We start from the raw sequence: 25,518 nt of genomic DNA, 5'->3' as shown, positions 1-25,518 counted from the left end.
GCAGCCGCTCGTCCATGATGCCAGTCTCTCTCCAAACCATCGCCGGGCCCTCCCGGCTGCTAGAGAACTGTCACCTATGTAAACGGTCCGTTCTGTTACCTATCTATCCGGGTCGGACACCTGCCGGCCATCTCCCCCACGGGTGGGGAGATCACAAGTGGCCTACCTTCCTGCTCATCTATCGTTTTGCTGTGTTGCGACGCTGATTGTTTGGGGAAGCCGGTGCAGCCAACCAATCTCCCCACCTGTGGGGGAGATGCCCGGCAGGGCAGAGGGGGGCGACCGCGGCAGGCGGTTCGCCAAAAGATCTCTGATACGCGAAATGGCCGGGCGGGAGCCCGGCCATCTCATGCATGGCTTCCGGTCGGGAGAGGGCCGTCAGCCGATCTTGATGAGCTTGCCTTCCTTGACGGACTGGACCGCGGCATCGGCGAGTGCCAGCGCTGCGAGACCATCGGCGCCTGATGGAGATATCTTCGAGCCCTTCTCGATCGCCGAAATGAAGCTGGCGATCTCGTTGGCATAGGCTTCGGTGTAGCGGGTCATGAAGAAATCGTGCAGCGGCGGGCGGGTATAGCCGTCGCCGTTTGCGACTTCGATCGAAACAGGACGCTGGTTTTCGGCCGAGACGAGGCCCTTGGAGCCGTGTGCCTCGATACGCTGGTCATAGCCATAGGTGGCGCGGCGGGAGTTGGAGATGATCGCCTGCTTGCCGGATGCGGTCTGCAGGATCACCGAAACGCTGTCATAGTCGCCAGCTTCGCCGATCGCCTTGTCGACGAGAACAGCAGCGGTCGCGAAAACCGACACCGGTTCTTCGCCGAGCAGGAAGCGGGCCATGTCGAAATCGTGAATCGTCATGTCGCGGAAGATACCGCCCGAGCGCTTGATGTAATCGACCGGCGGGGCGCCGGGATCGCGCGAGGTGATGGTCACCATCTCGACATCGCCGATCTTGCCTTCGTCGATGACCTTGCGGACAGCCATGAAATGCGGGTCGAAGCGGCGGTTGAAGCCAACCATCAGCTTGGCGCCGGTCTCTTCCACCACCTTGATGCAGGCCTTGACGCGGGCGACGTCGAGATCGATCGGCTTTTCGCAGAAGATCGCCTTGCCGGCGCGGGCGAAGCGCTCGATCAGGTCGGCATGGGTATCCGTCGGCGTGCAGATGACGACGGCGTCGATATCCTTGGCTGCCTCGATCGCCTCGATGGTGCGGACCTCGCAGCCATAGGCGGAGGCGATCGCGTCGGCTGCCTGCGGAAAGGCGTCTGCGACCGCAACGAGCTTTGCATTGGCGTCGCCGCTGACAGCCTTTGCATGAACTTTGCCAATGCGGCCGGCGCCGAGAAGACCAAATCTCACTGTCATTCTAACCTCCCTTGAATTCGGAACAAATAAACCGAACTGCCAAAATTATGGAATTTTCATTCCACCTTCTGTGGACCGCGTCAAGCCCGCGGATCTTTCACATTTGCAAGATTCGAACCAGGCCTGTCCTGGTCGGATTGAACTATTCTGCCGGAGCAGGTTTTGGTCAGGGCAGAGCCGATCGCTTCTGATCCTGGCGGAAAGATGCCCGGCCTTTCAGCCAAGAGAATACTTTAATCTGACCAGGAAAGGCTCTAGAGACAATCACGGCATGGGCCGAAGGCAGTGCGACAAATGCGACCGCGGGGCAGGAATGCAACTCATAGATCCGAATCATCCGGCATATCGGCGCCTCTGGGTGCGAATTGCCATTGTTGCCGTCTGCTTCGGCTGGGCCGTGGTCGAACTTGTCACCGGCGATCCGTTCTGGGCGGTGCTGGCCGGCGGGGCAGGCGCCTATTCCTTCTATATATTGTTCTGGACCTTCAATCCGCAGCCTCCGGCCATCGAGCTGCCCGTGCAGCCGGACCCCGAGGACGAGGACGAACCCGCGGCGGCCGCTGAAAAACCTCCTAAGGACGGGCAGGCGGAATAGTCAGCGGCTCAATCGCCGCAGCGCTTCGTCGATCAGCAGATTGGCCAGCATCATGCGCTTCGTCGCATTGTCGCGAAAGAGCAATTCTATGCCATCGGGATGATTGGCGCGCGTGAAGGCGCGGCGCTTTTCACGGAGCGTCAGCGGCCTACCGGCACCTTTGGTTCCGCGTGCTCATTGTCGTCGTCTGTTTTGGATGGGCGATCGTCGAATTCGTCGGCGGCGACCCTTTCTGGGCGTGCTGGCCGGCGGTGCGGGTGTCTATTCCTTCTATATGCCGATCTGGCTATATGCTGATCTGGCCTTCGATCCGGCGCCGCCCGAGACTGCAGTCGTCACACCCGATGACGCGGACGGGAACGAGCCGGCAGGTGACGAAGAGAAGAAGGCCGAATAATCAAAGCGTGCCGCGATCTTTCCGATGCGCGCCACGCTTGACGTCTGGCTTGATACTCTCGCAAAACCGACGCACGGCTTCGCGTGCAGCCAGCCCGATCCCTGGCGCATTCCCGTCCTGTCAGAGTGACAATTCCTTGGCTTGCGCGTCGATCTTTTCGCAGGCATTCCCGAATGGATCGTGCATCGGTACCAGCGGCGAAACGCCGAGCAGGAGAAGCGCCTTCAAATGTGACCAGCCACCTCCCAGCAACGGCGCAAAGGATGTCATCACGATGCGTTCCTTGCCATAGAGACGCTCGTACTCTGGAAAATTGCAGAAGTTCTCGTGATTGCTGTTCTTCAGATGGAAGGACTCGGCCTCAGCACCTTCGGCAAGGATAGCTTCGTGCGTATCGAGCATGACGGCATAGTACTCGATCGATACGTCGGCGGCGGGAGTGACCGATGCAATCGTCGTGCCGTTCACGAGGTCCTTTACCTGGATCAGAATGCCGTTCAGGTGCAGCGCATGGCCAGGCGACAGATAGAGATCCGAATGGGGTGCGTGCCCGCCCAGTGCGTGGCGTGAAACCCGGATAGGCACGACGTCCTTCTGCCAGCGCGCGCCGCTCTTCTTGAAGCTTTGGCGGCCGACCCACTTTACGGAACGCGTGCTACCGTCAGGAAGGGCAACGCGATCGCCGATGCGCAGATCCTCGACAGGCTTCTCACCGCAATCCGTGAGGATCGCCGTTCCCCGCAGGAAACATTGTGCGCCGCTCCCGCTGCCGCCACCGCCACTGGAGCCACCACTTCCGCCTGAGCCACCGCTCCCGCCAGAGCCTCCACCGGAGCCGCCCCGTCCCCAAAGCCGCCCCAGCGCATTGGCCGGAGAGGTGGTAATTGCTGCGGCCAAGGCGGCCACGCCGGCAATACGAGCTCCGGCGGCTGCGGCTACACCTAGAAAATGTCTGCGCGCAGTGTTGCGTGGTAGCTTCGGATCTTCCGTAGATGACATGTCGGCGCTCTCCTGAAAAACATTTACACCGCCCTATGTTACACTGGGTTGTATCGCATTCAATTTCGCTAAATTGCGCTAGGTCCTACCGAAAAGGGCGTAGGCATGGTCTATTGGGGTCCCGAAATACGCTATTGCCGCTGCCAAAAAGCGGAAGATTTATCTGCTACCCGAACGCGAAAGAATCAAACTGATTACCATGGCCACAGGTTGAAACGCAGGAAAAGCAGCCCATATAGAATTCGCGAATCGAGCCGGAAACGGCGGCTCTTCCAAAGCCTCGGAACGTTTGTCTGCGTTCGAGAAAGCTTCAGCTGTGCGGCAGCCGGCGCATCGCCTCGTCGATCAGCAGATTGGCGATCATCATGCGCCTGTTGGCATTGTCGCGGAAAGGCTCTGCGATGCCATCAGGATGATTGGCCTTGGCAAAGGCGCGCCGCTTCTCGTTCAGCGTCTGTTGGGTATCGGCGGCAGCGATCGCGAGTTCCGCGGCGATCTCTTCCGGAGCGATGCGGGCGAGATGGTCCGGCATGACGGGCTCGGGTGGGGGCGCAGGCGCCGGTTCCTCCGCGATCGCGGCGGCGGGATCGAGTTCCAGATTGTCGAAATAGGCCTGGCCGACGCGTTGCGAGACGGCCGAGACGCCCTCCATGACATCGAAGGCAAGCCCGGTGCCAAGACCGGAGACGCGATGGACGGCCGGCGCTTCGGCGTCTTCGGCCGTCTCGTCCTCCGCCTTCAGCCGCTCGAGGACTGATTGAAATACCGACTGTCCGAACAGCATCCCGCCTTCCTTGAGAGCATTTCCGTTTTTCTTCGAACCACGGAAATGCTCTATCTCCTTGTTCACGCAATTCCTGGGAAAGTCGCTTCGCGCTTTTCCCGGCAAAACCGCTGCACACTTTTGCTGGAATTGCTCGAGGCGCATTAAAAGAGAGCAAGATGGTGCAGGGCTTGCGGGTGTCGTCAGCCGGCCTGCTTGCGGCTCTCCTCAAGGATGATGTCGTAGAGCAGCCTTGCGCTCGGCGGCAGCGCCCGTTCCCTCGCCGTGATCATGCTGTAGGGCTTGACGTTGATGTCGAAATCGATCGGCAGCATGCGCACATCCGAGGCATTCGAGCCTTGGCTGGCAAGGAACTGGGCGACGTCGACGGCGACCGGAGCGATCGCATCGGTCTCGCAGATGATGGCGCAGGTCAGAAGCAGCGAGGAGGTGTTGACGATGTTTTCGGGCAGCGCCACGCCACGCGACAGGAAAACGTCCTCGATCGTGCGGCGCAGCAGCGTGCCGGGCGGCTGGAACACCCAGTCGTAATCCCTGACGTCGGCGAGGCTGCTCATCTTGTGCTTCATAAGCGGATGGCGGCTGCGCACGATCAGGCAAGCCCGCTCGATGCCGATCTCCGTCACCTCGAACAGGCGCGGGTTGAGATCATCGGGAATGCGGCCGATGATGAAGTCATGGCGGGCGGCGAGCAGTTCGCGGGCAAGCACATTGCTCGTCTCCACCTGGATGTTGATTTCGATGCCGGGATAAGCCTTGCGCACCTTGTTGATCGCCGGCACGACGAGGCTCATGGCCGGCGCGGTCACCGCGCCGATGAAGACCGAACCGCCCTTGCCGCTTTTCAATTCGCCAATCTCGCGGCTCGCCTCGCGCAGCTCCAGGAGGATCTTCCGAGCCCTTCGGGCAAGCGCTGCGCCGAAGGTCGTCAGAACCACGCCGCGGGCCACCCGCTCATAGAGCGACGTCTTGGTGATCGATTCCATTTCGGACAACATCCGCGATGCGGCGGGCTGCGAAATGTTCAGGACTTCCGCAGCTGCGGAAATCTGTCCGCTATCTTCGATTGCGACGATCATGCGCAGGTGATTCAGCTTAAGTCCTGCACGCAAAAGGCTGTCATCGCCGAAATTATCGCTGTGGATATCGACGTGATCCATCAAAAATGGCTCAGAAATAACCGTCATGGTTGCAGCCTCCTCGCTGCGCTCCATCAAAAGTAATACTTTTTAACGATATACCAAAATTGTTATGCACGTTAGCACTTATTCTATTTGACAGTTATAGGAATCCATACCAGTTTGCCGCCGTGTGCTGGTTGGCACTCAACACGTGTGAGATCGTGGAGGAGACCTACTTCGTTTCTCACCATCTGAAGTAACTATCCAATACGGAACCTGCCACAGTTTCGGGGCGGGCGATTTTTCGTCCGCTGCTTATTAACAAGGGAGAGAGAAATGAAATCCATTATCTCATTGATGGCTGCGGCTGCCTTCGGCGTCGCTTCGTTCGTTGCACCGGCTCTGGCCGCGGATAAGGGCACTGTCGGCATCGCAATGCCGACCAAGGCTTCTGCCCGCTGGATCGACGACGGCAACAACATCGTCAAGCAGCTCCAGGCTGCCGGTTACGGCACTGACCTGCAGTATGGCGACGACGACATTCCGAACCAGCTTTCGCAGATCGAAAACATGGTCACCAAGGGTGCCAAGGTTCTCGTCATCGCTTCGATCGACGGCACGACGCTTTCCGACGTTCTCCAGAAGGCACACGACGCCGGCATCAAGGTCATCGCTTATGACCGTCTGATCCGCGATTCGGGCAACGTCGACTACTACGCGACGTTCGACAACTTCCAGGTCGGCGTTCTGCAGGCTGGCTCCATCGTTGACGGCCTCGGCCTCAAGGACGGCAAGGGCCCGTTCAACATCGAACTGTTCGGCGGCTCGCCTGACGACAACAACGCCTTCTTCTTCTATGATGGCGCCATGTCCGTCCTGCAGCCTTACATCGACAGCGGCAAGCTCGTCGTGAAGTCCGGCCAGACCGGCATGGACAAGGTCGGCACGCTGCGTTGGGATCCGGCAACGGCCCAGGCCCGCATGGACAACCTGCTCTCGGCTAACTACACCGACGCCAAGGTCGATGCCGTTCTGTCGCCTTACGACGGTCTGTCCATCGGTATCATCTCCTCGCTGAAGGGCGTTGGTTACGGTACTGCGGCTCAGCCGCTCCCGATCGTCACCGGTCAGGACGCTGAAATCCCGTCGGTCAAGTCGATCATCGCTGGCGAACAGCACTCGACGATCTTCAAGGACACCCGCGAACTCGCCAAGGTCACTGTTGCCATGGTCGACGCTGTGATGTCCGGCAAGGATCCGGAGGTCAACGACACGAAGACCTACGACAACGGCGTCAAGGTCGTCCCGTCCTATCTGCTGAAGCCGGTTGCCGTCGACAAGACCAACTACAAGCAGATTCTCGTCGACAGCGGTTACTACTCTGAAGACAAGCTGAAGTAATGAGAAGGACCGGAGCCCGCGCTTGCGGGTTCCGGTCTTCGATTTTATGATCGCCCGGCTGGTTAACGGCTGCAGGCGCTGGAACTTTGACTATGGACAATACTATCCTCGAAATGCGGAGCATCACCAAGACGTTCCCGGGCGTCAAGGCGCTGGAGAATGTGAACCTCAAGGTTCGCCAGGGTGAAATCCACGCATTGGTGGGCGAAAACGGGGCCGGCAAATCGACCCTGATGAAGGTGCTATCCGGCGTCTATCCGACAGGAAGCTATGAAGGCGACATCATCTACGAAGGTGAGACGCGCAACTTCAAGGTCCTGAAGGACTCCGAAGAAATCGGCATCGTCATCATTCACCAGGAACTGGCGCTCGTGCCGTTGCTGTCGATCGGCGAAAACATCTTCCTTGGCAACGAGAATGCCAAGAGCGGCGTCATCAGCTGGGACGAGACATTCAACCGCACCAAGCAGCTGCTGAAGAAAGTAGGCCTGTCCGAATCTCCGAACACGCTGGTCACCGACATCGGCGTCGGCAAGCAGCAGCTCGTCGAGATCGCCAAGGCGCTGTCGAAGAGCGTCAAGCTGCTCATCCTGGACGAGCCGACCGCCTCGCTGAATGAACGCGATTCCGACGCGCTGCTCACTCTGCTCATGGAGTTCCGCAAGCAGGGCATCACCTCCATCATCATTTCCCACAAGCTGAACGAGATCCGCAAGGTCGCCGACCAGATCACGGTCCTGCGCGACGGCATGACGGTCAAGACGCTCGACTGTCACGCGGACGAGATCAGCGAAGACATCATCATCCGCAACATGGTCGGCCGCGATCTTGAAGACCGCTATCCGCCGCGTTCGGTGCCGATCGGCGAAACCATTCTCGAAGTGAAGAACTGGAACGCCTACCACCAGCAGCACCGCGACCGTCAGGTCCTGCACAATATCAACGTCACCGTCCGCAAGGGCGAAGTCGTCGGCATCGCCGGCCTGATGGGGGCAGGGCGCACAGAATTCGCCATGAGCCTGTTCGGCAAGGCCTATGGCCACAAGGTTTCGGGCGAGGCGCTGATGCACGGCAAGCCGGTCGATGTCAGCACCGTGCGCAAGGCAATCGATGCCGGGCTCGCCTACGTCACCGAAGACCGCAAGCAGCTCGGCCTCGTGCTCAACGACACGATCCTGCACAACACGACGCTCGTCAATTTGGCGGCGGTGTCGAATGCGTCCGTTATCGACAGCTTCAAGGAAGCGCGGGTTGCGACCGACTATCGGTCGAAGTTGCGTATCCGTTCCTCCAGCATTTTCCAGGAGACGGTCAATCTTTCCGGCGGCAACCAGCAGAAGGTGGTGCTGTCGAAATGGCTGTTCTCCAATCCCGATATTTTGATCCTCGACGAGCCGACGCGCGGCATCGATGTTGGCGCAAAATACGAAATCTATACTATCATCAACCAGCTTGCCGCCGATGGAAAGGGCGTTCTGATGATCTCGTCGGAAATGCCCGAACTGCTCGGCACGTGTGACCGCATCTACGTGATGAACGAAGGACGCATCGTCGCGGAACTGCCGAAGGGAGAAGCAAGCCAGGAAACCATCATGCGCGCTATCATGCGCTCAGGGGAGAAGAAACAATGACGCCGATCAATCAACCCATCGCAGAGCAAGGGCGTGTCGTCTCCATCGGAGACTACGTTCGCGGCAACATCCGCGAATATGGCATGTTTATCGCGCTTATCGCGATCATGGTGTTCTTCCAGTTTTCGACCGGTGGCGTTCTCTTCAGGCCGCTCAACCTGACAAACATCATTCTGCAGAACTCGTTCATCGTCATCATGGCGCTCGGCATGCTGCTGGTGATCGTTGCCGGCCATATCGATCTTTCGGTGGGATCGGTCGTCGGCTTTATCGGCGCTATCGCCGGCGTAATGACGGTGCAATGGCACACCAATTATGTTCTGGCGGGTATCGTCTGCCTTGCCATGGGCGCGCTTGTCGGCGGCATCCAGGGCTATTTCGTCGCGTATCACAAGATCCCGTCCTTCATCGTCACGTTGGCCGGCATGCTGGTCTTCCGCGGCCTGACGCTGTTCGTGATGACGGCATCGGGGACCGGCACCAGCATCGGTCCTTTCCCGCCGGCTTTCCAGCTGATCAGCATCGGCTTCCTGCCGAACGCTTTCGATATGGGCGGCATCAACTCGACCTCGATCATTCTGACCGTTGTCGGCGCCGTAACCCTCTTCTATCTGGCATGGCGCAAGCGCCTATCGAATGAAAAGCATGGCAATGATGTCGAGCCGCTGGGCTTTTTCCTCGCCCAGAACGCCCTCGTCACGCTCGCCATTCTGGCGCTCGGCTACCAGCTGTCGATCTATCGCGGCTTCCCGAACGTGCTGATGGTCATGCTTGTTCTGGTGGCCGCCTATGCCTTCATTACCCGCCGGACGACGATCGGCCGCCGCATCTACGCCATGGGCGGCAATGAGAAGGCGACGAAGCTTTCCGGTATCAACACCGAGCGGCTGACCTTCCTGACGTTCGCAAATATGGGTCTGCTTGCCGGACTGGCCGGACTGATCGTTGCCCTGCGTCTCAACTCGGCGACGGCCAAGGGCGGCTTTGGTCTTGAACTCGACGTGATCGCGGCCTGCTTCATCGGCGGCGCATCCGCCCAGGGCGGCGTCGGCAAGGTGACCGGCGCTGTTATCGGGGCTCTGATCATGGGCATCATGAACAACGGCATGTCGATCCACGGTCTCGGCACGGACTCGCAGCAGATGGTCAAGGGTGCGGTGCTTCTCGCTGCCGTGTTCTTCGACGTCTACAATAAAAACAAGGGCTGAGCGTCTCAAGGCGTCAGCCAGGCATTCGCAGTCATATGAATGATGGATTCCGGCTCCTGATGGAGCCGGACAGGCGGAGCTTTTTCCTGTCTTCGCCGAAACGAGAAGGATCGAAGACGTGCTTATTTCACAGATCAAGGCTGTAAACGGAGAGATCATCGTCGCCGTGCGTGAGCAGGGCGGCGCTGCAAGGTCGATCAAGAACGCCGTCAGCGTCTATGCGCTGGCGATGGAAGCCGCAGACGGCGGCAAGTCTCTTGCCTCAGTCATCGAAGCGCATGGCTACGGGGACGCCGTCGATCTTGAAAAGGCCTATGCGGAAGACCGCTTCCTTCCGCCGATCACCCATCCAGATGCCGCGCACCTGCATCTGACCGGCACCGGCCTGACACATTTGGGCTCGGCAGCAACGCGCGATTCCATGCACAAGAAGACCACCGAGGCCGCCGAGGAAACCCTCACGGACTCGATGAAGATGTTCAAGATGGGCCTTGAGAACGGCAAGCCGAAGGCCGGCGAAAAGGGCGTCCAGCCCGAATGGTTCTACAAGGGCAACGGCCATGGCGCCGCAGCCCCTGGCGCGCCCCTCCTCTCGCCCTCCTTCGCGCTCGACGGCGGTGAAGAGCCGGAGATGGCCGGCATCTACGTGATCGGCAAGGACGGCTCGCCCTTCCGTATCGGTTTTGCGCTGTCGAACGAATTTTCCGATCACGTCACCGAGCGGATCAACTATCTCTATCTCGCCCATTCGAAGCTGCGCCCGGCCAGCTTCGGCCCGGAAATCCGTGTCGGCGCTGCCCCGGAGGATATTCGCGGCACCTCGCGCATCAAGCGCGGCGACAAGGTGATCTTCGAAAAGCCGTTCCTATCCGGTGAGGCGAACATGTCGCACACCTTCGCCAATCTGGAATATCACCATTTCAAATATGGCCTCTTCCGTGCTCCGGGCGATGTGCATGTCCATATGTTCGGCACGGCGACCCTTTCCTTTGCCGACGGCGTCAAGACCGAAGAGGGCGACGTCTTCGAGATCGAAGTTGCCGAATTCGGCCTGGCGCTCCGCAATCCGCTGAAGGTGGCCGCCGAGGAAGAGATCGCCGTCAGGCAGCTCTGAATTCAAGACCTGGCCGCATCCGGCGGCCGGCTCTTTGCTCGTAAACGGTAAAGGAGGCTTGTTAAGCCCATGACCATTTATCAAAACCTGATCGCCGGCGAATGGGTCGGCTCGAACGCGACGAAGAATATCAACCCATCGGATACGAATGAGGTCGTCGGCCTCTATGCCGATGGCAGCGCAGACGACACGAGAAACGCCATTGCTGCCGCCAAGGCTGCCTTCCCAGCCTGGTCGCGCTCCGGCATCTGGGAGCGCCACGTCATCCTGAAGAAGACAGGCGACGAGATCATGGCGCGCAAGGATGAGCTCGGTGCGCTGCTTGCCCGCGAAGAAGGCAAGACGCTGCCGGAAGCCACCGGCGAGGTGATCCGCGCGTCGCAGATTTTCGAATTCTTCGCCGGCGAGGCACTGCGGCTGGCCGGTGAGGTCCTTCCGTCGGTTCGCCCGAATATCGGTGTCGAGATCACCCGCGAGGCGCTCGGCGTCATCGGCATCATTACGCCGTGGAACTTCCCGATCGCCATTCCCGCCTGGAAGATCGCGCCGGCGCTCTGCTACGGCAACACTATCGTCTTCAAGCCGGCCGAACTGGTGCCCGCCTGTTCCTGGGCGATCGTCGATATCCTGCACCGCGCCGGCCTGCCGAAGGGCGTGCTGAACCTCGTCATGGGCAAGGGCTCGGTCGTCGGCCAGGCCATGCTCGAAAGCCCCGACGTTCACGGCATCACCTTCACCGGTTCCACCGGCACCGGCAGACGCGTCGCCGCCGCCTCCATCGAGCATAACCGCAAGTTCCAGCTGGAAATGGGCGGCAAGAACCCGATGGTCGTGCTCGACGATGCCGATCTCAACGTCGCCGTCGAGGCGGCCGCCAATTCCGGCTTCTTCTCGACCGGCCAGCGTTGCACCGCTTCCTCGCGGCTGATCGTCACCGAAGGCATTCACGACAAGTTCGTCGCCGCGCTGACCGATAAGCTGAAGACGCTGGTCGTCGACAACGCCCTGAAGGCCGGCACTCATATCGGCCCCGTCGTCGATGAGCGGCAGTTGAAGACCGATACGGACTATATCGAGATCGGCAAGTCGGAAGGCGCCAAACTCGCCTTTGGCGGCGAGGTGATCTCCCGCGAAACGCCCGGCTTCTATCTGCAGCCGACGCTGTTCACCGAAGCGACCAACCAGATGCGGATCTCGCGCGAGGAGATCTTCGGGCCCGTGGTGTCGGTAATCCGGGCGAAGGATTACGACGAGGCGCTGGCGACGGCCAATGACACGCCGTTCGGCCTTTCGGCCGGCATCGCCACGACTAGCCTGAAACATGCCACGCATTTCAAGCGCAATTCCGAGGCCGGCATGGTGATGGTCAACCTGCCGACGGCAGGCGTCGATTTCCACGTGCCGTTCGGCGGCCGCAAGGGCTCGTCTTACGGCCCGCGCGAGCAGGGCAAGTACGCCGCCGAATTCTACACAACCGTCAAGACCGCCTACACCCTGGCTTGAGACAAGTGCGATAACCCGGGCCGTACGAGGCGGTCCGGCGATATCCTGAAGGATAGAGACTATGAAAAAGAAAGCGGAATGGCCGCGCAGGCTGAGGTCGCAGGAATGGTACGGCGGTACGAGCCGCGACGTGATTTATCACCGCGGCTGGCTTAAGAACCAGGGTTATCCGCACGACCTGTTCGACGGCCGGCCGGTGATCGGCATCCTCAACACCTGGTCGGATATGACCCCCTGCAACGGTCATCTCAGAGAGCTCGCCGAGAAGGTGAAGGCGGGCGTATGGGAGGCCGGCGGCTTCCCGCTCGAGGTGCCGGTGTTCTCGGCATCCGAAAACACCTTCCGCCCGACCGCGATGATGTACCGCAATCTTGCCGCGTTGGCGGTAGAAGAGGCGATCCGCGGCCAGCCGATGGATGGCTGCGTATTGTTGGTTGGCTGCGACAAGACCACGCCGTCGCTTATCATGGGGGCGGCTTCCTGCGACCTGCCTTCTATCGTCGTCACAGGCGGACCGATGCTAAACGGCTATTTCCGTGGCGAACGGGTCGGCTCGGGCACGCATCTGTGGAAGTTTTCCGAAATGGTGAAGGCCGGCGAGATGACGCAGGCCGAATTCCTCGAGGCTGAGGCCTCGATGAGCCGTTCGTCGGGCACCTGCAACACCATGGGCACCGCCTCCACCATGGCTTCCATGGCCGAGGCACTCGGCATGGCTCTGTCAGGCAACGCCGCGATCCCGGGCGTCGATTCCCGCCGCAAGGTCATGGCGCAGCTGACCGGCCGGCGTATCGTGCAGATGGTCAAGGATGACCTGAAGCCCTCCGAGATCATGACGAAGCAAGCCTTCGAGAATGCCATCCGCACCAACGCGGCCATCGGCGGATCGACCAACGCCGTCATCCACCTGCTCGCCATTGCCGGCCGTGTCGGCATCGATCTTTCGCTTGACGACTGGGATCGCTGCGGCCGTGACGTCCCGACCATCGTCAACCTGATGCCGTCGGGCAAGTATCTGATGGAGGAGTTCTTCTATGCCGGCGGCCTGCCGGTGGTGCTGAAGCGCCTCGGCGAGGCGGGCCTGCTGCACAAGGATGCGCTGACGGTATCCGGCGAAACCGTCTGGGACGAGGTCAAGGACGTCGTCAACTGGAACGAAGACGTTATCCTTCCGGCCGAAAAGGCGCTGACAGCTTCGGGCGGCATCGTCGTGCTGCGCGGCAATCTCGCGCCGAAGGGCGCGGTGTTGAAGCCTTCGGCGGCTTCGCCACATCTGCTGGTGCACCGGGGCAGGGCGGTCGTGTTTGAGGACATCGACGACTACAAGGCCAAGATAAACGACGAGAACCTCGACATCGACGAAACCTGCATCATGGTCATGAAGAACTGTGGGCCGAAGGGCTATCCCGGGATGGCCGAGGTCGGCAACATGGGTCTGCCGCCGAAGGTGCTCAAGAAGGGCATCCTCGACATGGTGCGTATTTCCGACGCCCGCATGTCCGGAACTGCCTACGGTACCGTCGTGCTGCACACCTCGCCGGAAGCGGCGGTCGGCGGTCCGCTCGCAGTCGTGAAAAACGGCGACATGATCGAGCTGGATGTGCCGAACCGTCGTCTGCATCTCGACATTTCCGATGAGGAACTGGCGCGGCGGCTCGCTGAGTGGCAGCCGAACCATGATCTGCCCACATCCGGCTATGCCTTCCTGCATCAGCAGCATGTCGAAGGGGCCGATACCGGCGCCGATCTCGACTTCCTGAAGGGATGTCGTGGAAACGCGGTCGGCAAGGACAGCCATTAACAGGTGCAATCAGGACAGTGAATCGACGAAGAGGCGGGGTATCACCCCGCCTCTTTTTTTGTCCGCCGGTTCCTTGCAGGCTAATGGTGATCAGGCGTTTGAGACCACCATGCTGTGATCTTCGTCGGCGCCATGTTCGAAGAGCGCGCGGATTGCCGGCCATTTGCGGCGGAAAGCGGCGACGCAGGCGGGGTCGAAATGCGATCCGCTGCAGGCGATGATTTCCTCGTAAGCCCGCTCGATCGGCCAGGCCTGCTTGTAGGGCCGGTCGGAGCAGAGCGCTTCGAAGACGTCGGCGACGGCGACGATGCGCGCTTCGATCGGGATGGCGTCGCCGGACAGGCCCTTTGGATAGCCGGTTCCGTCCCATTTCTCATGATGGCCGGCGATGATGGCGGTCGCGACGCGGGAGAGCTCGGCGGAGCTGTTGGCCAGAATGGCGACGCCGATTGGGACATGCTCGCGCATGCGTTCGATCTCGTGCCGCTCGAGCTTGCCCGGCTTCTGCAAGATGGCATCGGGAATGGCGATCTTGCCGATATCGTGCAGGGGAGCAGCGAGATAGATATTGCGCCGCTGGATGCGATCGAGGCCGAGGCCTTCGGCGATCAGCTCGGCGATATTGGCGACGCGCTCGATATGGTCGCCGGTATTGCCGTCGCGCGAGGCCATCGCTTGGGCAAGGCACCAGATGATCTCCTGCTCGCGCATGTCGGCCTGTTCGGTGGCGTGGCGGAAGGCCATGTCCAGTGATTTCGCCCGGTCGGCAAGCGCCAGCTGGGCCTTGTGCAGGGCCATCAGGTTGAGGACGCGTGCCTGCAGTTCCAAGGGGTCGAAGGGCTTGGCGAGAAAATCCGTGGCGCCGGCCTCCAGCGCTTCCAGCCGAACCGACCGCTTCGCCTGCGAGGTGATCATCACGACGGGCACATCCTCATAACCCGGCTGGCGCCGCAGCCTGCGGATCATCTCGATACCGTTCATCTCAGGCATCATATAATCCACCAGCACAACGTCGAAATCGACCTCCCGGCAGCGGGCAAGGGCTTCGAGCGGATTGGTGAAGCTTTCGACCACACAGCCGGCGAAACCACAGACTGCGGTCTCAAGGGCGAGAAGGCTGGATTCGCTGTCGTCGACGATAAGAAGAGGCATGGACGATCCCGTTAAATCCCAGAAGCAAACAGGCTGCCCTCATCGGAGGGCGCGTTCGTCGCCTCATCCATGCCGGCAACTGAAGATCATTATGAAAGCTTGCATCATGCCGCTTCTTAAACGACGCCTGCCGAAATACACTAGGCGTCGCCGCAGACAAGCTTGTGCCTGCGGCCTTAAAATAGAGTTAGTCTGCAATGAAAAATTGACGAACGGCAATTATGACGTGTGATGGGTGTCGGAAAACAGCGGAATTTCGAGACCGTCGGTCGCTATATTCAAGTCCAACATGTTTGTTTCGCGACGAGTTCGGCAGCTATTCTACCGGCCAATCGCAGGGTGCGATAAAGCTGCATGTATGTTCAGCTCTGGCTCTGGCTTTGCATCTGTCCGCCGTCCTCGACCTTCACGGTGACCGTCAGCGTTTCGCCCGGCGTGCCGATGCGCATGCCTGAAATCGGCGCGGCATCACGATAGCAGAGGCCGGAGGCGACTCTGATGTAACGGGCATCCGGGCAGATCTCGTTGGCGGGATCGAAGCCGACCCAGCCGAGGCCGGGAATATGGGCCTCTGCCCAGGCATGGGTCGCCGCCTGTTCGATCTTTTCCTCCATCATCAAATAACCGGAGATGTAACGCGCCGGCACCTGCAGGGCGCGGGCGGCGGCGATGAAAATATGCGCATGGTCCTGACAGACGCCGCTCTTCCTCTCCAGCGCCTGCTCGGCCGTCGTCTCGGTATTGCTGGTGCCGGGCCTATAATCGACCGTTTCGTGGATCGCCGCCATCAGCGCATGCATGCGGGCGAGCTCGTTATCGCCACCGACGCCCTTGATCAGTTCCTTCACCAGCTTGCCACCCTTTGTCAGCGGTGTGTCGCGCAGGAAGAGCCAAAGCGGGCAGAAGCCGGTATGCGGACCGGTGACGCCGTTGTTGTCCCCCGTCTCGACCTCGCCTTCGGCGAGGATACGCGTCACCTCTTGTTCGCCTTCCAGCGAGACTAGATTGACGTGATTGCCGTACTGGTCGTCATATTCGACCTCCGGCGTAGCGCCCTCGACCTTCAGGGCCCAGCCGAGTACTTTTTGAGTGGAGTTCGTTGGCGGCGTCAGCCGCAGCCGTTGCAGCGAGAACTGCGCCGGTTCGTCGTAGCGGTATTCGGTGAGGTGGCTGATCTTCAGTCTCATGTTGTTATCCGCTTATACATAGAACCGGTAGCCATCGGAAATTTCCGCGCCGAGCTTGTTGTTGCGCGAGACGAAATCCTCCAGGAACTCGTGCAGGCCCTGATCCATGATATCCCGGATCGCCCTCGTCTGCAGCGTGGTGCGGATTGAATCCGCGGTATCGTGGGCAGGGAGCCGCGCCTCGTAATCCTGGGCAAGATAGCCGAGATTGCTGACGATCTTCTCGTAGCAATAGGCAAGCGAGCGTGGCATCTGGACATTCAGCGTCAAGAAGTCGGCGATGTTCATCGCCCGGTATTCGCCGTCATAGGCCCAACTATAGGCGCGGTGCGCGGAGACCGATCGCAGGATCGATTCCCACTGCACATTGTCGAGGGAGGAGCCGACGGCCGAGACCGAGGGCAGCAGCACGTAATATTTCACGTCGAGGATGCGGCTGGTATTGTCGGCCCGCTCGATGAAGGTGCCGATGCGGGCAAAATTATAGAGCTCGTTGCGCAGTGTCGAGCCATGGAAGGCACCGCGGATGAGGCCGGCGCGGCGCTTGATGACATCGATCACCTCGGGCATTTCAGCCGCCTTGACGCGCTTTTCGAGCAGCGACTTCAAGTCGATCCAGCATTCGTTGGTGGCTTCCCAGGTCTCCCGCGTCAGCGCCGTGCGCACCATGCGGGCATTGTTGCGGCCGGAATCGATGCAAGACATGACGCTCGACGGATTGGTGCGATCGCGCAGGAGATAGTCGATCGCGTCGGCGTTGGTCAGCTTGTTATGGCCCTCATCATAAGCCTCGCGCACGCCCGCACTTTGTAGAACGCCATCCCAATTGTCATCACCGGTGCTGCTGCGGGTCAGCGACATGCGCAACCCCGCATCGATCAGGCGGGCTATATTTTCGGCGCGCTCGATGTAACGAAACATCCAGTAGAGGCCGTTTGCTGTTCTTCCGAGCATCAGTCCTCCAATACCCAAGTGTCTTTGGTGCCGCCGCCCTGGCTGGAATTGACCACCAGCGAGCCCTGCTTCAGCGCTACGCGGGTGAGCCCGCCCGGAATGATCTGCACCTTGTCGGATACAAGCACATAGGGGCGAAGGTCGACATGGCGCGGCGCAATGCCCTTGTTGACGAGGATCGGCACCGTGGAGAGCGACAGCGTTGGCTGGGCGATGTAATTGTTCGGTTTGGCCTTCAGCTTTTCGGCGAAATCGGCGCGCTCCTTCTTCGATGCCGTCGGGCCGACCAGCATGCCGTAGCCGCCGGAGCCGTGCACCTCCTTGACCACCAGCTCTTCCAGGTGTTCCAGCACATATTTCAGGCTGTCGGCTTCCGAACAGCGCCAGGTCGGCACGTTTTCGAGCAGCGCCTTGCGGCCGGTATAGAATTCGACGATCTCGGGCATATAGGAGTAGATCGCCTTGTCGTCGCAAATGCCGGTGCCCGGCGCATTGGCGATGGTGATGTTGCCGGAGCGGTAGACATCCATGATGCCGGGAATGCCGAGCGCGGAATCGGACCGGAAGGTCAGGGGATCGAGGAAGTCATCGTCGACGCGGCGGTAGAGCACGTCGATCGCCTCGTAACCGCGTGTCGTCCTCATTTTCACCTTGCCGTCGATGACGCGCAGATCCGCGCCTTCGACCAGTTCGACGCCCATCATGTCGGCGAGGAACGAATGCTCGTAATACGCGGAATTGTAAATGCCCGGCGTCAGCACGGCGACGCGCGGCTTGCCCTTGCAGCCGGGAGGGGCAAGCGAGGCGAGGCTCTGACGCAGCAGGTAGGGATAATCCTCGACACGTTGCACCTTGTTCTCATGAAAGAGCTCAGGGAACATCTGCATCATGGTTTCCCGGTTTTCCAGCATGTAGCTGACACCGGAGGGCGTGCGGGCATTATCCTCCAGCACGTAAAACTGGTCCTCTCCGGTGCGCACGATGTCGGTGCCGACGATGTGGGTATAGACGCCGCCGGGCGGCCGGAAACCGATCATTTCGGGGATGAAGGTGACGTTATTCTCGATCAGCTCACGCGGAACGCGGCCGGCGCGGATGATCTCCTGCTTATGGTAGATATCGTCGAGAAAGGCGTTGAGCGCGATCACCCGCTGCTCGATGCCTTGGGCGAGCTTGCGCCATTCGCGGGCGGAGATGATGCGGGGAATGATGTCGAAGGGGATGAGCTTTTCGGAACTGTCGGCATGGCCGTAGACCGCGAAGGTGATGCCGGTCTTCCGGAAGATGTTTTCCGCATCGCGGGACTTGGCAATCAGATGCGCCCGGTCTTGGCTGTTGTACCACTCGAAGTATTTGTCGTAAGGCGGGCGAGGGCTTTCGTCCCCGGTAATCATTTCATCAAATGCCAAAAGCGCGGCTCCCCTTTTTGTTCATTTGAATACAACGCAAATGGCAATGCAAGAACCATGCGCAGTTCAGGGAAAAGATTTTGCGCTGCGGGAAACGGGTGAAAATCTGGGCATTTAAAGTGATGCGCTGCGGCATGGCGGATATTCATCCAAGGTGTCTGCGCAAAATCTGAGCATGTGACCGTTTTTCGTTCTGTCAAGGCGATCGAATATGGTCATGTGTGCGAGGCTCGCCGCCCCTTGCCGAACCGCCATCGGTCTCTGCATCAGTGAAATTTCAAATAAGCATCAACCCTTCGCTTTTGACTACAGCCGCCGGGTGGGGCTATCAGCACGGCGAACCCTCCTCTGTCGAGCCGCGCGCCCCATGTCCCTCGATCGCCTTGCCCCCGCCGTTTTCGTCCTGCTCTGGTCTACGGGCTGGGTGGTGGCGAAATATGCCTCGCTGCATTCCGAGCCCTTCACCTTTCTTTCGATACGTTATGCGCTGTCGGCGGCGGCATTCCTGGCACTCTGCCTTGTGGTGCGGGCGCAATGGCCCAGCCGGGCGAGGGCGCTGCGCGCCGTCTATTCCGGCTTCTTCCTTCATGGTTTCTATCTCGCCGGTCTCTGGTGGGCGATCGCCAATGGCGTGCCGGCCGGCATATCGGGCATCATCGCGGCGCTACAGCCACTGTTGACGGCAATGGCAGCTCCCTTCCTCATCGGCGAGCGGCTGCAGCCGGCACAAAAACTAGGCCTTGCCCTCGGCTTTATCGGCATTGCCATCGCCATTTCGCCGAAGCTACTCGATCCGGCGACCGCCGATCTCACACATGCCGCCCTGCCGCTGGCGATCAACCTGGTCGCCATGGCGTCCGTCACCTACGGCACGCTTTATCAGAAGAAACACCTGCAATCCGGCGACCTCAGAACCATCGCGACCTTGCAATATATCGGCGCACTGATCCTCACCCTGCCGCTGTCGTTGATCTTCGAGCACCAGCATTTCGACGGCGCCGCGCAGGCTTATGGCGCGCTGGTCTGGTCGGTCTTCGGCCTGTCGATGGGCGGCGTCGGACTGCTGCTCTATCTGATCCGCCGGGGTCAGGTGTCACGCGCCGCCTCGCTGATCTATCTGATGCCGCCAGCGGTTGCTCTCGAAGCCTTTATCGCCTTCGGAGAGCCGCTGACCCTGCCGTTGGTCGTCGGTACCGTGGTGGTCGTGACAGGCGTCTATCTTACGAACCGCAGGGCGTCCAGCGAGCACAGGCCTGCGGAGGTTTAGAGCGCCGTGCGTCCTTTCGGACGCCCAAAGCACGATGCGCTAGATAACAAAAAGGCCGGAGATCCCCGGCCTTTTGCTTTTCAATCTTTCAACGATCAGGCGCGTTCGCGGCGCTGGCCGCCGCCGTTGCGGGAGCCACCGCGGTGGTTGCCGCCGTTGCCGTCGCGGCGTGGTTCGCCAGCCTGGGCCTGCTGCGGGCCGCGGTCCTCGCCGTGCTTGCGGGCCGGGCGGCCGTGGGCATGGCGGCTGTTGCCGCGGTGATGACCGCTCGGCTCACCATTGGCATGGGCGCCGTGATGGGCCGGACGCTGCGGCTTTGCAGAGGCGCGGAAATCGGAGGTCGAGGCCAGATCGTTGTCGGGGCCGAGATCCGGCGTCGTTTCACCGCGGCGCTGACCGCGGAAATCCTCGTTGCGGTTGGTCTGGCGTTCCGGACGCGGACGACGCTCCTCGCCGCCGGCGCGGACTTCGCTGCCTTCACCTTCGCGGCGCGGGCGGCGTTCCTGACGGTTGCCGCGATGCTCGGAGCGATTCTGGTCGCCACGGCCTTCGCCACGACCCTGACCTTCGCGACCCTGGCCGCCATTGCGATTGCGGTTGTTGCCGTTGCCGTTGGCGCGACGGGGGCCGCCGCTGATGTTTGCCGGCGCTTCGCCGCTTGCGACAGTGATGTCGATGCCCATCAGGCGCTCGATATCACGCAGCAGCTTGGCTTCGTCGGGAGCGCAGAAAGCGATGGCGATGCCGTCGCGGCCGGCACGCGCCGTGCGGCCGATGCGATGCACATAGGCGTCGGGCACTTCAGGCAGGTCGTAGTTGTAGACGTGGCTGACGGCCGGAATGTCGATGCCGCGGGCGGCGACGTCGGTGGCGATCAGCGTCTTGATGCTGCCGTCGCGGAAGGCCTTCAGCGCCCGCTCGCGCTGACCCTGGCTCTTGTTGCCGTGGATCGAGGCGACGGAATAGCCGATGTTTTCGAGATGCTTCATCAGCTTCTCGGCACCATGCTTGGTGCGCAGGAAGACCATGGCGCGGCCATCGGGGTTTTCGGTCAGCGACTTGCGCAGCAGCTCCGTCTTGTCGTTCTTGCCGGCGACGAAATGAACGTACTGCTCGACCTTGTCGGCAGCCTTACCTGGAGGCGTGACTTCGACCTTGACGGGATCGACGAGATATTCGCCGGCAAGATCGGCGATCGCCTTCGGCATGGTCGCCGAGAACAGCATGGTCTGACGCTTTTTCGGCACCATCTTGGCGATCTTGCGCAGATCGTGGACGAAGCCGAGGTCGAGCATCTGGTCGGCTTCGTCGAGCACGAGATAGCGAACGGCAGTCAGCGTGATCGCGCGGCGATTGATGAGGTCGAGCAGGCGGCCGGGCGTGGCGACGAGAATGTCTGTGCCCTTTTCAAGCTGAAGCTGCTGCTTGTTGATCGAGACGCCGCCGACGACGACATTGATGCGCAGCGACGACTTGCGGATGAACTTCTTCAGGCTCTCGGCGATCTGGTTCACCAGTTCGCGGGTCGGCGCAAGGATCAGCGTGCGCGTCGTGCGGTTGTCGGGGCGGCGTTCATCGGCGAGCAGCTTTTCGATAAGCGGCAGGCCGAAAGCGGCGGTCTTGCCGGTGCCGGTCTGGGCAAGGCCGATCAGGTCGCGGCCTTCGAGGAGGAGAGGAATTGAATGTTCCTGGATGGGCGTCGGCGTTTCGATGCCGAGCTGGAACAAAGTAGCGACGATCGGCTTGGAGACACCAAGCGATTCAAAATTAGTCAAGGTATAACCTTTCGGGGCGCCACAATGACTATCGCCGGAACGCACCATGCGATCCGGTTTCATTCTGGCGTCAAGAACCCCGCGTGAAGTGGGAACTTGTGAGTTGGAAAAAGCTTTCCAGCGCTTCTGGCCGCTCATGGGAGTGCGGCGCTCTATCGAAATGCGCTTTTGTCCCTTCTTCCTGCATCTGTATTTTTCAGCAGGGGCACGCTCACGCGGCGGCCGGAAGGGTGAAAGCTGACCCGCATTTGGGCTAGTTCGCGTGGAAAGTCAAGTGCGGTGCACAAGAAAGCCTCAGCCTTGGTCAGGTGAGGGCATGACGAGGACGAAGCTTTGCGATGCTGTCTCTGCGCCGTTGACGAGGATGGCGATGCGATGTTCGCCTGGATAATAGCGCCGCGTCGTGATTGGCCGCATGGCGTGACGACGCTCAACTGTATGGCTTTGCCCCGGAGCGAGCAAGATCGCCTTGCACTTGAACACCTTGGGTGAGAGCGAACCGTCGCTCTTCACATGGTGAACGGCGTAGTCGATCATCAGCGACTGCGCTCGCTCGCCTGCATTCGTCACCCGGATTTCGAAATCCAGCCCTTCGCCGAACATCACCTCGCCGTTTACGAGCCGCAGTTCGCATTCGAGCGAATCGCTGGCCGCGAAGCCGAAATTGGCGAGCGCCTGCGCGTGGCCGTTCTTCATCAGCGTGCGTGAGGCATGTTTCAGCAGCCAGCGGCGTTCGGGCGAAGCGCCTTCGATATGACTGGCGATGAACGCGGCGACCAGATCCGGGTGGTCCTTGGCGACGTCGTTCAGGCTGTTGGCCACGGAGCGGCGCACATAATCCTCCGGATCATCCATCAGCGCGGTCAGGATGGGCAGGATCGGAGCCGGATCCTTGACGAGCTGCGGCAGGCGCATCGCCCAGGGCAGGCGCGGCCGCGTTCCCTCGCTCGCCAGCCGGCGTACATGCTGGTCGGGATCGTCGACCCAGCCGGAAATGATGGCCAGCGCGCGCTGCTGGTCGCGGTGGATGAAGGGGCGGATACCGAATTCGGCGGTGAAATGCGGCGTCAGCGCCTTCAGGAGCTCGAGCCCGAGATCGAAATGATCAAGGCCGCGTGCGGCGATGAACTGATTGATCGGCAGCAGCATCCAGCCGGAGAGCCCCGGACTCCCGGCAGTGGGCAGGCTGGCCTTGAAAATGGCTGCGGCCTCCCGGAAATCACCGGGAAGCGTGGCAAACAGCGCGTCGCGGATAAGCGCCGAGCGCTCCATCAGCTCCAGCGCTCCGAGGCCATCGGTCGCCAGCATCACGAAGCGTTTTTTATCGAAAGTTGGCGCGTTGCCGGCAATGCGATCGGCCATATCGCCGACCAATGCCTCATGCAGCAGGTTCTTGAGCGGTTCCGGCATGCTGGTCCTTCCTCTCTATGCGGCCGCCGCATGCCGGCCGCAAGGGCAACATGGTCTGCGAAACATCTGGCGATTTGCTATCGGAGAATAGAGTGATCGCACCCGCTCGAGCAATCGTGTGCAGATAGCGGGGGTGTGCGTGTGGCGCGAGTTAGCGTAGCGGTGCCGTCGATTTCCTTGGAATAAGTGTGGGGGCCGAGATCCGAATACGCTCGTCGGCGGGACTGTTGTCGCCGGCAAGAAGATCGAGGGCGTTTGCTGCAATTTGCTCAAACGGCACCCGCAACGTCGTGAGCGGCGTAGGGAGGTGGCCGACAATCGGAATGTCGTTATAGCCTACGATCGAGATGTCCTGCGGCACGGAAAGACCAAGTTTCGTCAGTCCCGACAACGCGCCGATAGCGGTATTGTCGTTGACGGCGAAAATAGCGGTTGGGCGGGGATTAAGATGCATCAGGGTTTCGACGGCCACCGCACCGGACTCGATGCCGAATGTCGAGGGAATGATGTATGAGGGATCTGCCTTCAATCCAGCTTCTTCCAGGGCGTGGCGGAAACCCTCCACGCGTCCCCGCGAACTGGAGGCATAGGATGGACCGGCGATGACGCCAATTCTGCGATGGCCGAGATCGAGGAGGTGGCGGGCGGCGAGGTACCCACCGAGCCTGTCATCGCCGACCGACGAGAGGCTGTGGCCATCCGTCCGGAGCGCCAGGACATAAGGAATACCGCGTTTTGCCAGCTCGTCCGGAAAGTCATCGTCTTCCCGCGCTGTCGAAAGAATCAGACCATCGACGCCGCGTTTCAGCAGAGACTCGGCCGCAAGCCGGTCTGCCTTTGGCTTGTCGTCGGTCGTTGCGACAATCGCGAAGCGGCCGCTACGGCTGCAGGCCTTGGCCAGTGCTTCATAAAGCATGGCCATGACCGTATCCGTCAGCCTGGGCACGATCACCCCGATTGTCATCGTGTTGCCGCGCCTGAGGCTCGCTGCGGAAACATCCCGAACGTATCCGAGCTCTTCGGCAACCTTGCGCACGCGACGCGCTGTCTCGCTGTCGGAGCGGGGAAGCCTCTCGTCCAGTATGCGGGACACGGTAGATTTGGAGACACCGGCTGCGGCAGCGACGCCGTGAATAGTGACGCGGGTCTGTCCCGGAACTTCATCCGTCTTTGAACTCATTGAGCCTTTTCCATTCGAGTCGGCAATCGGCCGTCGCCATTCTGAGCATGCACCAAAAAAGATATTGACTCCAGAGAATTCGAGAACGATAGTGGGAACGTTCCCGTAAACGATCCTATATCGGTCGCGAGTGAACCGCGATCGCACGAAGGAGGAGACCAATATGCAACCGATGGATATGCGCGGGCTGAGCCCGGCCCCCGTTACCGCTTTCACCCGCGACGGTGAAGTTGATCACAAAGCCAACGCCAAACTCGCCAAATGGCTAGTTTCGATGGAAGGCGTCAAAAGCCTCGTCATCCTCGGCCATGCCGGCGAAGGCACCTTCCTCACGGAAGAGGAGCGCCTTGCTCTCATCCGCACCTATGTCGAAGCTGTCGACGGTGCCGTTCCGATCATTGCCGGGATTACCGGTGAAGGCACGAAGGTCGCCGCTGAAGAGGCGAGGAAATGCAAGGCTGCGGGTGCCACCGGCGCACTCGTCTATCCGAACCACGGCTGGCTGCGTTTCGGCTTTCAGAAGGGAGCGCCCCAGGATCGCTACAAGGCAATCTGGCAGGAGTCTGGCCTCCAGTGCATCCTGTTCCAGTATCCCGACGCCACCAAAGCATCATACGATCTCGAAACACAGCTTGCGATTGCCACACAGGAAGGCGTCGTCGCCACCAAGAACGGCGTGCGCAATATGAAGCGCTGGTATGTCGAAATTCCAGAGCTGAAGAAGGCCAATCCAAAGCTGCAGGTTCTGAGCTGCCACGATGAATGGCTGCTGCCGACCATGTTCGATGTCGACGGTCTGCTCGTCGGTTATGGCAATATTGCGCCGGAGCTGCTCATCGACCTGATCAAAGCCGGCAAGGCGCAGGACTATCCGGAAGCGCGCAAGATCTTCGAGCGCCTTCTTCCGGTGACGCGTGCCGTCTATCACCGCGGCTCTCACATGGAAGGCACCGTGGCCCTGAAACTTGGACTCGTGCACCGCGGTATCCTTGACCACGCTACGATCCGCGAGCCGCTGAAGAACCTTGGCGAAAAGGCCGAAGCAGAGATCTTCGCCGCCTTCGACGCCGCCGGAATTGGCCGCGTTGACCAGTTGCTGGCTGCCGAGTGACCTCTTTGACGCCCCTGCGCAGGTCGCAGGGGCGCATTCCGATGGGAGGAAACCATGGGAACCCGCCGAGTCAGGCTTAATAGCTTTGAAAGCCATTGCCCTGACAGGACGAACTGACACGCAGTAGCAACCATCAAGCAGGAGCGCC

The 25,518-nt window shown here is 60.6% G+C and carries 21 protein-coding genes and 1 pseudogene; 10 read left to right on the top strand and 12 right to left on the bottom strand.

The window, feature by feature from the left end:
• Positions 1-378: 378 nt before the first annotated feature.
• The gene (iolG, locus tag ACM5SV_RS35480) at positions 379-1,371 is read right to left on the bottom strand and encodes an inositol 2-dehydrogenase (protein ID WP_222014255.1); all 993 of its coding nucleotides are present in this window, start codon (positions 1,369-1,371) and stop codon (positions 379-381) included.
• Between the two features lie 313 nt (positions 1,372-1,684).
• Between iolG and ACM5SV_RS35475 the strand changes: the two genes are divergently transcribed.
• Positions 1,685-1,966 (top strand): hypothetical protein, encoded by a 282-nt coding sequence (locus tag ACM5SV_RS35475; protein WP_026157448.1) that lies wholly within the window; start codon positions 1,685-1,687, stop codon positions 1,964-1,966.
• Positions 1,967-2,136: 170 nt separating this feature from the next.
• Positions 2,137-2,363 (top strand): annotated as a pseudogene (locus ACM5SV_RS35470) (hypothetical protein).
• Between the two features lie 120 nt (positions 2,364-2,483).
• On the opposite strand, the gene ACM5SV_RS35465 reads toward ACM5SV_RS35470, so the two are convergent.
• The 3 genes from ACM5SV_RS35465 to ACM5SV_RS35455 all read right to left on the bottom strand — a co-directional run bounded on the left by ACM5SV_RS35465 (position 2,484) and on the right by ACM5SV_RS35455 (position 5,333).
• Entirely contained in the window at positions 2,484-3,362 is an 879-nt protein-coding gene (locus ACM5SV_RS35465) for a Hint domain-containing protein (RefSeq protein WP_012758580.1), read from the bottom strand.
• Positions 3,363-3,672: 310 nt separating this feature from the next.
• Positions 3,673-4,146: a hypothetical protein gene (locus tag ACM5SV_RS35460; protein ID WP_113548402.1), complete on the bottom strand. Its 474-nt coding sequence runs from the start codon at positions 4,144-4,146 to the stop codon at positions 3,673-3,675.
• 182 nt (positions 4,147-4,328) lie between these two features.
• On the bottom strand, positions 4,329-5,333 hold the full coding sequence (locus ACM5SV_RS35455) for a LysR family transcriptional regulator (protein ID WP_020487016.1): 1,005 nt from the start codon (positions 5,331-5,333) through the stop codon (positions 4,329-4,331).
• 270 nt (positions 5,334-5,603) lie between these two features.
• Between ACM5SV_RS35455 and chvE the strand changes: the two genes are divergently transcribed.
• The 6 genes from chvE to araD all read left to right on the top strand — a co-directional run bounded on the left by chvE (position 5,604) and on the right by araD (position 13,925).
• Positions 5,604-6,668, top strand: a complete 1,065-nt coding sequence (gene chvE, locus ACM5SV_RS35450; protein ID WP_012758577.1) for a multiple monosaccharide ABC transporter substrate-binding protein — start codon at positions 5,604-5,606, stop codon at positions 6,666-6,668.
• A 92-nt stretch (positions 6,669-6,760) separates the two neighbouring features.
• Positions 6,761-8,299, top strand: a complete 1,539-nt coding sequence (mmsA, locus tag ACM5SV_RS35445; RefSeq protein WP_012758576.1) for a multiple monosaccharide ABC transporter ATP-binding protein — start codon at positions 6,761-6,763, stop codon at positions 8,297-8,299.
• Positions 8,296-9,507: a multiple monosaccharide ABC transporter permease gene (mmsB, locus tag ACM5SV_RS35440; RefSeq protein ID WP_003561801.1), complete on the top strand. Its 1,212-nt coding sequence runs from the start codon at positions 8,296-8,298 to the stop codon at positions 9,505-9,507. Before mmsA ends, mmsB begins: the two co-directional genes overlap by 4 nt.
• A 118-nt stretch (positions 9,508-9,625) precedes the next feature.
• Entirely contained in the window at positions 9,626-10,621 is a 996-nt protein-coding gene (gene araD1, locus ACM5SV_RS35435) for an AraD1 family protein (RefSeq protein WP_222014254.1), read from the top strand.
• Between the two features lie 69 nt (positions 10,622-10,690).
• A complete protein-coding gene (locus tag ACM5SV_RS35430; RefSeq protein WP_012758574.1) occupies positions 10,691-12,124 on the top strand; it encodes an aldehyde dehydrogenase family protein in 1,434 nt (477 codons plus the stop codon).
• Positions 12,125-12,185: 61 nt separating this feature from the next.
• Positions 12,186-13,925, top strand: a complete 1,740-nt coding sequence (gene araD / locus ACM5SV_RS35425; RefSeq protein ID WP_017994899.1) for an L-arabinonate dehydratase — start codon at positions 12,186-12,188, stop codon at positions 13,923-13,925.
• A 90-nt stretch (positions 13,926-14,015) separates the two neighbouring features.
• On the opposite strand, the gene ACM5SV_RS35420 is transcribed toward araD, so the two are convergent.
• The 5 genes from ACM5SV_RS35420 to ACM5SV_RS35400 all read right to left on the bottom strand — a co-directional run bounded on the left by ACM5SV_RS35420 (position 14,016) and on the right by ACM5SV_RS35400 (position 18,776).
• Complete coding sequence (locus ACM5SV_RS35420; RefSeq protein WP_012758572.1) at positions 14,016-15,077, bottom strand: HD domain-containing phosphohydrolase; 1,062 nt, start codon at positions 15,075-15,077, stop codon at positions 14,016-14,018.
• Between the two features lie 362 nt (positions 15,078-15,439).
• Entirely contained in the window at positions 15,440-16,264 is an 825-nt protein-coding gene (locus ACM5SV_RS35415; protein ID WP_012758571.1) for a transglutaminase family protein, read from the bottom strand.
• A gap of 12 nt (positions 16,265-16,276) precedes the next feature.
• A complete protein-coding gene (locus tag ACM5SV_RS35410; RefSeq protein WP_003561792.1) occupies positions 16,277-17,218 on the bottom strand; it encodes an alpha-E domain-containing protein in 942 nt (313 codons plus the stop codon).
• Positions 17,218-18,627: a circularly permuted type 2 ATP-grasp protein gene (locus ACM5SV_RS35405; RefSeq protein WP_012758570.1), complete on the bottom strand. Its 1,410-nt coding sequence runs from the start codon at positions 18,625-18,627 to the stop codon at positions 17,218-17,220. Before ACM5SV_RS35405 ends, ACM5SV_RS35410 begins: the two co-directional genes overlap by 1 nt.
• A complete protein-coding gene (locus ACM5SV_RS35400; RefSeq protein ID WP_155248925.1) occupies positions 18,609-18,776 on the bottom strand; it encodes a hypothetical protein in 168 nt (55 codons plus the stop codon). Before ACM5SV_RS35400 ends, ACM5SV_RS35405 begins: the two co-directional genes overlap by 19 nt.
• Positions 18,777-18,994: 218 nt before the next feature.
• On the opposite strand from ACM5SV_RS35400, the gene ACM5SV_RS35395 reads away from it, so the two are divergent.
• Complete coding sequence (locus ACM5SV_RS35395; RefSeq protein WP_128406825.1) at positions 18,995-19,894, top strand: DMT family transporter; 900 nt, start codon at positions 18,995-18,997, stop codon at positions 19,892-19,894.
• Between the two features lie 95 nt (positions 19,895-19,989).
• On the opposite strand, the gene ACM5SV_RS35390 is transcribed toward ACM5SV_RS35395, so the two are convergent.
• The 3 genes from ACM5SV_RS35390 to ACM5SV_RS35380 form a co-directional block, all read right to left on the bottom strand.
• Entirely contained in the window at positions 19,990-21,717 is a 1,728-nt protein-coding gene (locus ACM5SV_RS35390; protein ID WP_128406861.1) for a DEAD/DEAH box helicase, read from the bottom strand.
• A gap of 246 nt (positions 21,718-21,963) precedes the next feature.
• Entirely contained in the window at positions 21,964-23,079 is a 1,116-nt protein-coding gene (locus tag ACM5SV_RS35385) for a DNA alkylation repair protein (RefSeq protein ID WP_128406824.1), read from the bottom strand.
• 151 nt (positions 23,080-23,230) lie between these two features.
• Positions 23,231-24,259, bottom strand: coding sequence for a LacI family DNA-binding transcriptional regulator (locus tag ACM5SV_RS35380; RefSeq protein ID WP_113548386.1), 1,029 nt, complete (start codon positions 24,257-24,259; stop codon positions 23,231-23,233).
• A 163-nt stretch (positions 24,260-24,422) separates the two neighbouring features.
• On the opposite strand from ACM5SV_RS35380, the gene ACM5SV_RS35375 reads away from it, so the two are divergent.
• A complete protein-coding gene (locus tag ACM5SV_RS35375) occupies positions 24,423-25,370 on the top strand; it encodes a dihydrodipicolinate synthase family protein (RefSeq protein ID WP_012758565.1) in 948 nt (315 codons plus the stop codon).
• Positions 25,371-25,518: the final 148 nt, after the last annotated feature.

It is taken from the genome of Rhizobium sp. CRRU65, assembly GCF_048551595.1.
Lineage (GTDB): Bacteria > Pseudomonadota > Alphaproteobacteria > Rhizobiales > Rhizobiaceae > Rhizobium > Rhizobium leguminosarum_J.
The sequence above is the reverse complement of the archived record's forward strand: the minus strand, read 5'-3'. Positions and strand labels throughout refer to the sequence as shown.

Excerpts from the sequence above, each read along its gene's own strand:
- iolG (WP_222014255.1), bottom strand. The coding sequence starts at position 1,371 with ATGACAGTGAGATTTGGTCTTCTCGGCGCCGGCCGCATTGGCAAAGTT.
- ACM5SV_RS35475 (WP_026157448.1), top strand. The coding sequence starts at position 1,685 with ATGCAACTCATAGATCCGAATCATCCGGCATATCGGCGCCTCTGGGTG.
- ACM5SV_RS35465 (WP_012758580.1), bottom strand. The coding sequence starts at position 3,362 with ATGTCATCTACGGAAGATCCGAAGCTACCACGCAACACTGCGCGCAGA.
- ACM5SV_RS35460 (WP_113548402.1), bottom strand. The coding sequence starts at position 4,146 with ATGCTGTTCGGACAGTCGGTATTTCAATCAGTCCTCGAGCGGCTGAAG.
- ACM5SV_RS35455 (WP_020487016.1), bottom strand. The coding sequence starts at position 5,333 with ATGACGGTTATTTCTGAGCCATTTTTGATGGATCACGTCGATATCCAC.
- chvE (WP_012758577.1), top strand. The coding sequence starts at position 5,604 with ATGAAATCCATTATCTCATTGATGGCTGCGGCTGCCTTCGGCGTCGCT.
- mmsA (WP_012758576.1), top strand. The coding sequence starts at position 6,761 with ATGGACAATACTATCCTCGAAATGCGGAGCATCACCAAGACGTTCCCG.
- mmsB (WP_003561801.1), top strand. The coding sequence starts at position 8,296 with ATGACGCCGATCAATCAACCCATCGCAGAGCAAGGGCGTGTCGTCTCC.
- ACM5SV_RS35430 (WP_012758574.1), top strand. The coding sequence starts at position 10,691 with ATGACCATTTATCAAAACCTGATCGCCGGCGAATGGGTCGGCTCGAAC.
- araD (WP_017994899.1), top strand. The coding sequence starts at position 12,186 with ATGAAAAAGAAAGCGGAATGGCCGCGCAGGCTGAGGTCGCAGGAATGG.
- ACM5SV_RS35420 (WP_012758572.1), bottom strand. The coding sequence starts at position 15,077 with ATGCCTCTTCTTATCGTCGACGACAGCGAATCCAGCCTTCTCGCCCTT.
- ACM5SV_RS35415 (WP_012758571.1), bottom strand. The coding sequence starts at position 16,264 with ATGAGACTGAAGATCAGCCACCTCACCGAATACCGCTACGACGAACCG.
- ACM5SV_RS35410 (WP_003561792.1), bottom strand. The coding sequence starts at position 17,218 with ATGCTCGGAAGAACAGCAAACGGCCTCTACTGGATGTTTCGTTACATC.
- ACM5SV_RS35400 (WP_155248925.1), bottom strand. The coding sequence starts at position 18,776 with ATGAATATCCGCCATGCCGCAGCGCATCACTTTAAATGCCCAGATTTT.
- ACM5SV_RS35395 (WP_128406825.1), top strand. The coding sequence starts at position 18,995 with ATGTCCCTCGATCGCCTTGCCCCCGCCGTTTTCGTCCTGCTCTGGTCT.
- ACM5SV_RS35390 (WP_128406861.1), bottom strand. The coding sequence starts at position 21,717 with ATGGTGCGTTCCGGCGATAGTCATTGTGGCGCCCCGAAAGGTTATACC.
- ACM5SV_RS35385 (WP_128406824.1), bottom strand. The coding sequence starts at position 23,079 with ATGCCGGAACCGCTCAAGAACCTGCTGCATGAGGCATTGGTCGGCGAT.
- ACM5SV_RS35380 (WP_113548386.1), bottom strand. The coding sequence starts at position 24,259 with ATGAGTTCAAAGACGGATGAAGTTCCGGGACAGACCCGCGTCACTATT.
- ACM5SV_RS35375 (WP_012758565.1), top strand. The coding sequence starts at position 24,423 with ATGCAACCGATGGATATGCGCGGGCTGAGCCCGGCCCCCGTTACCGCT.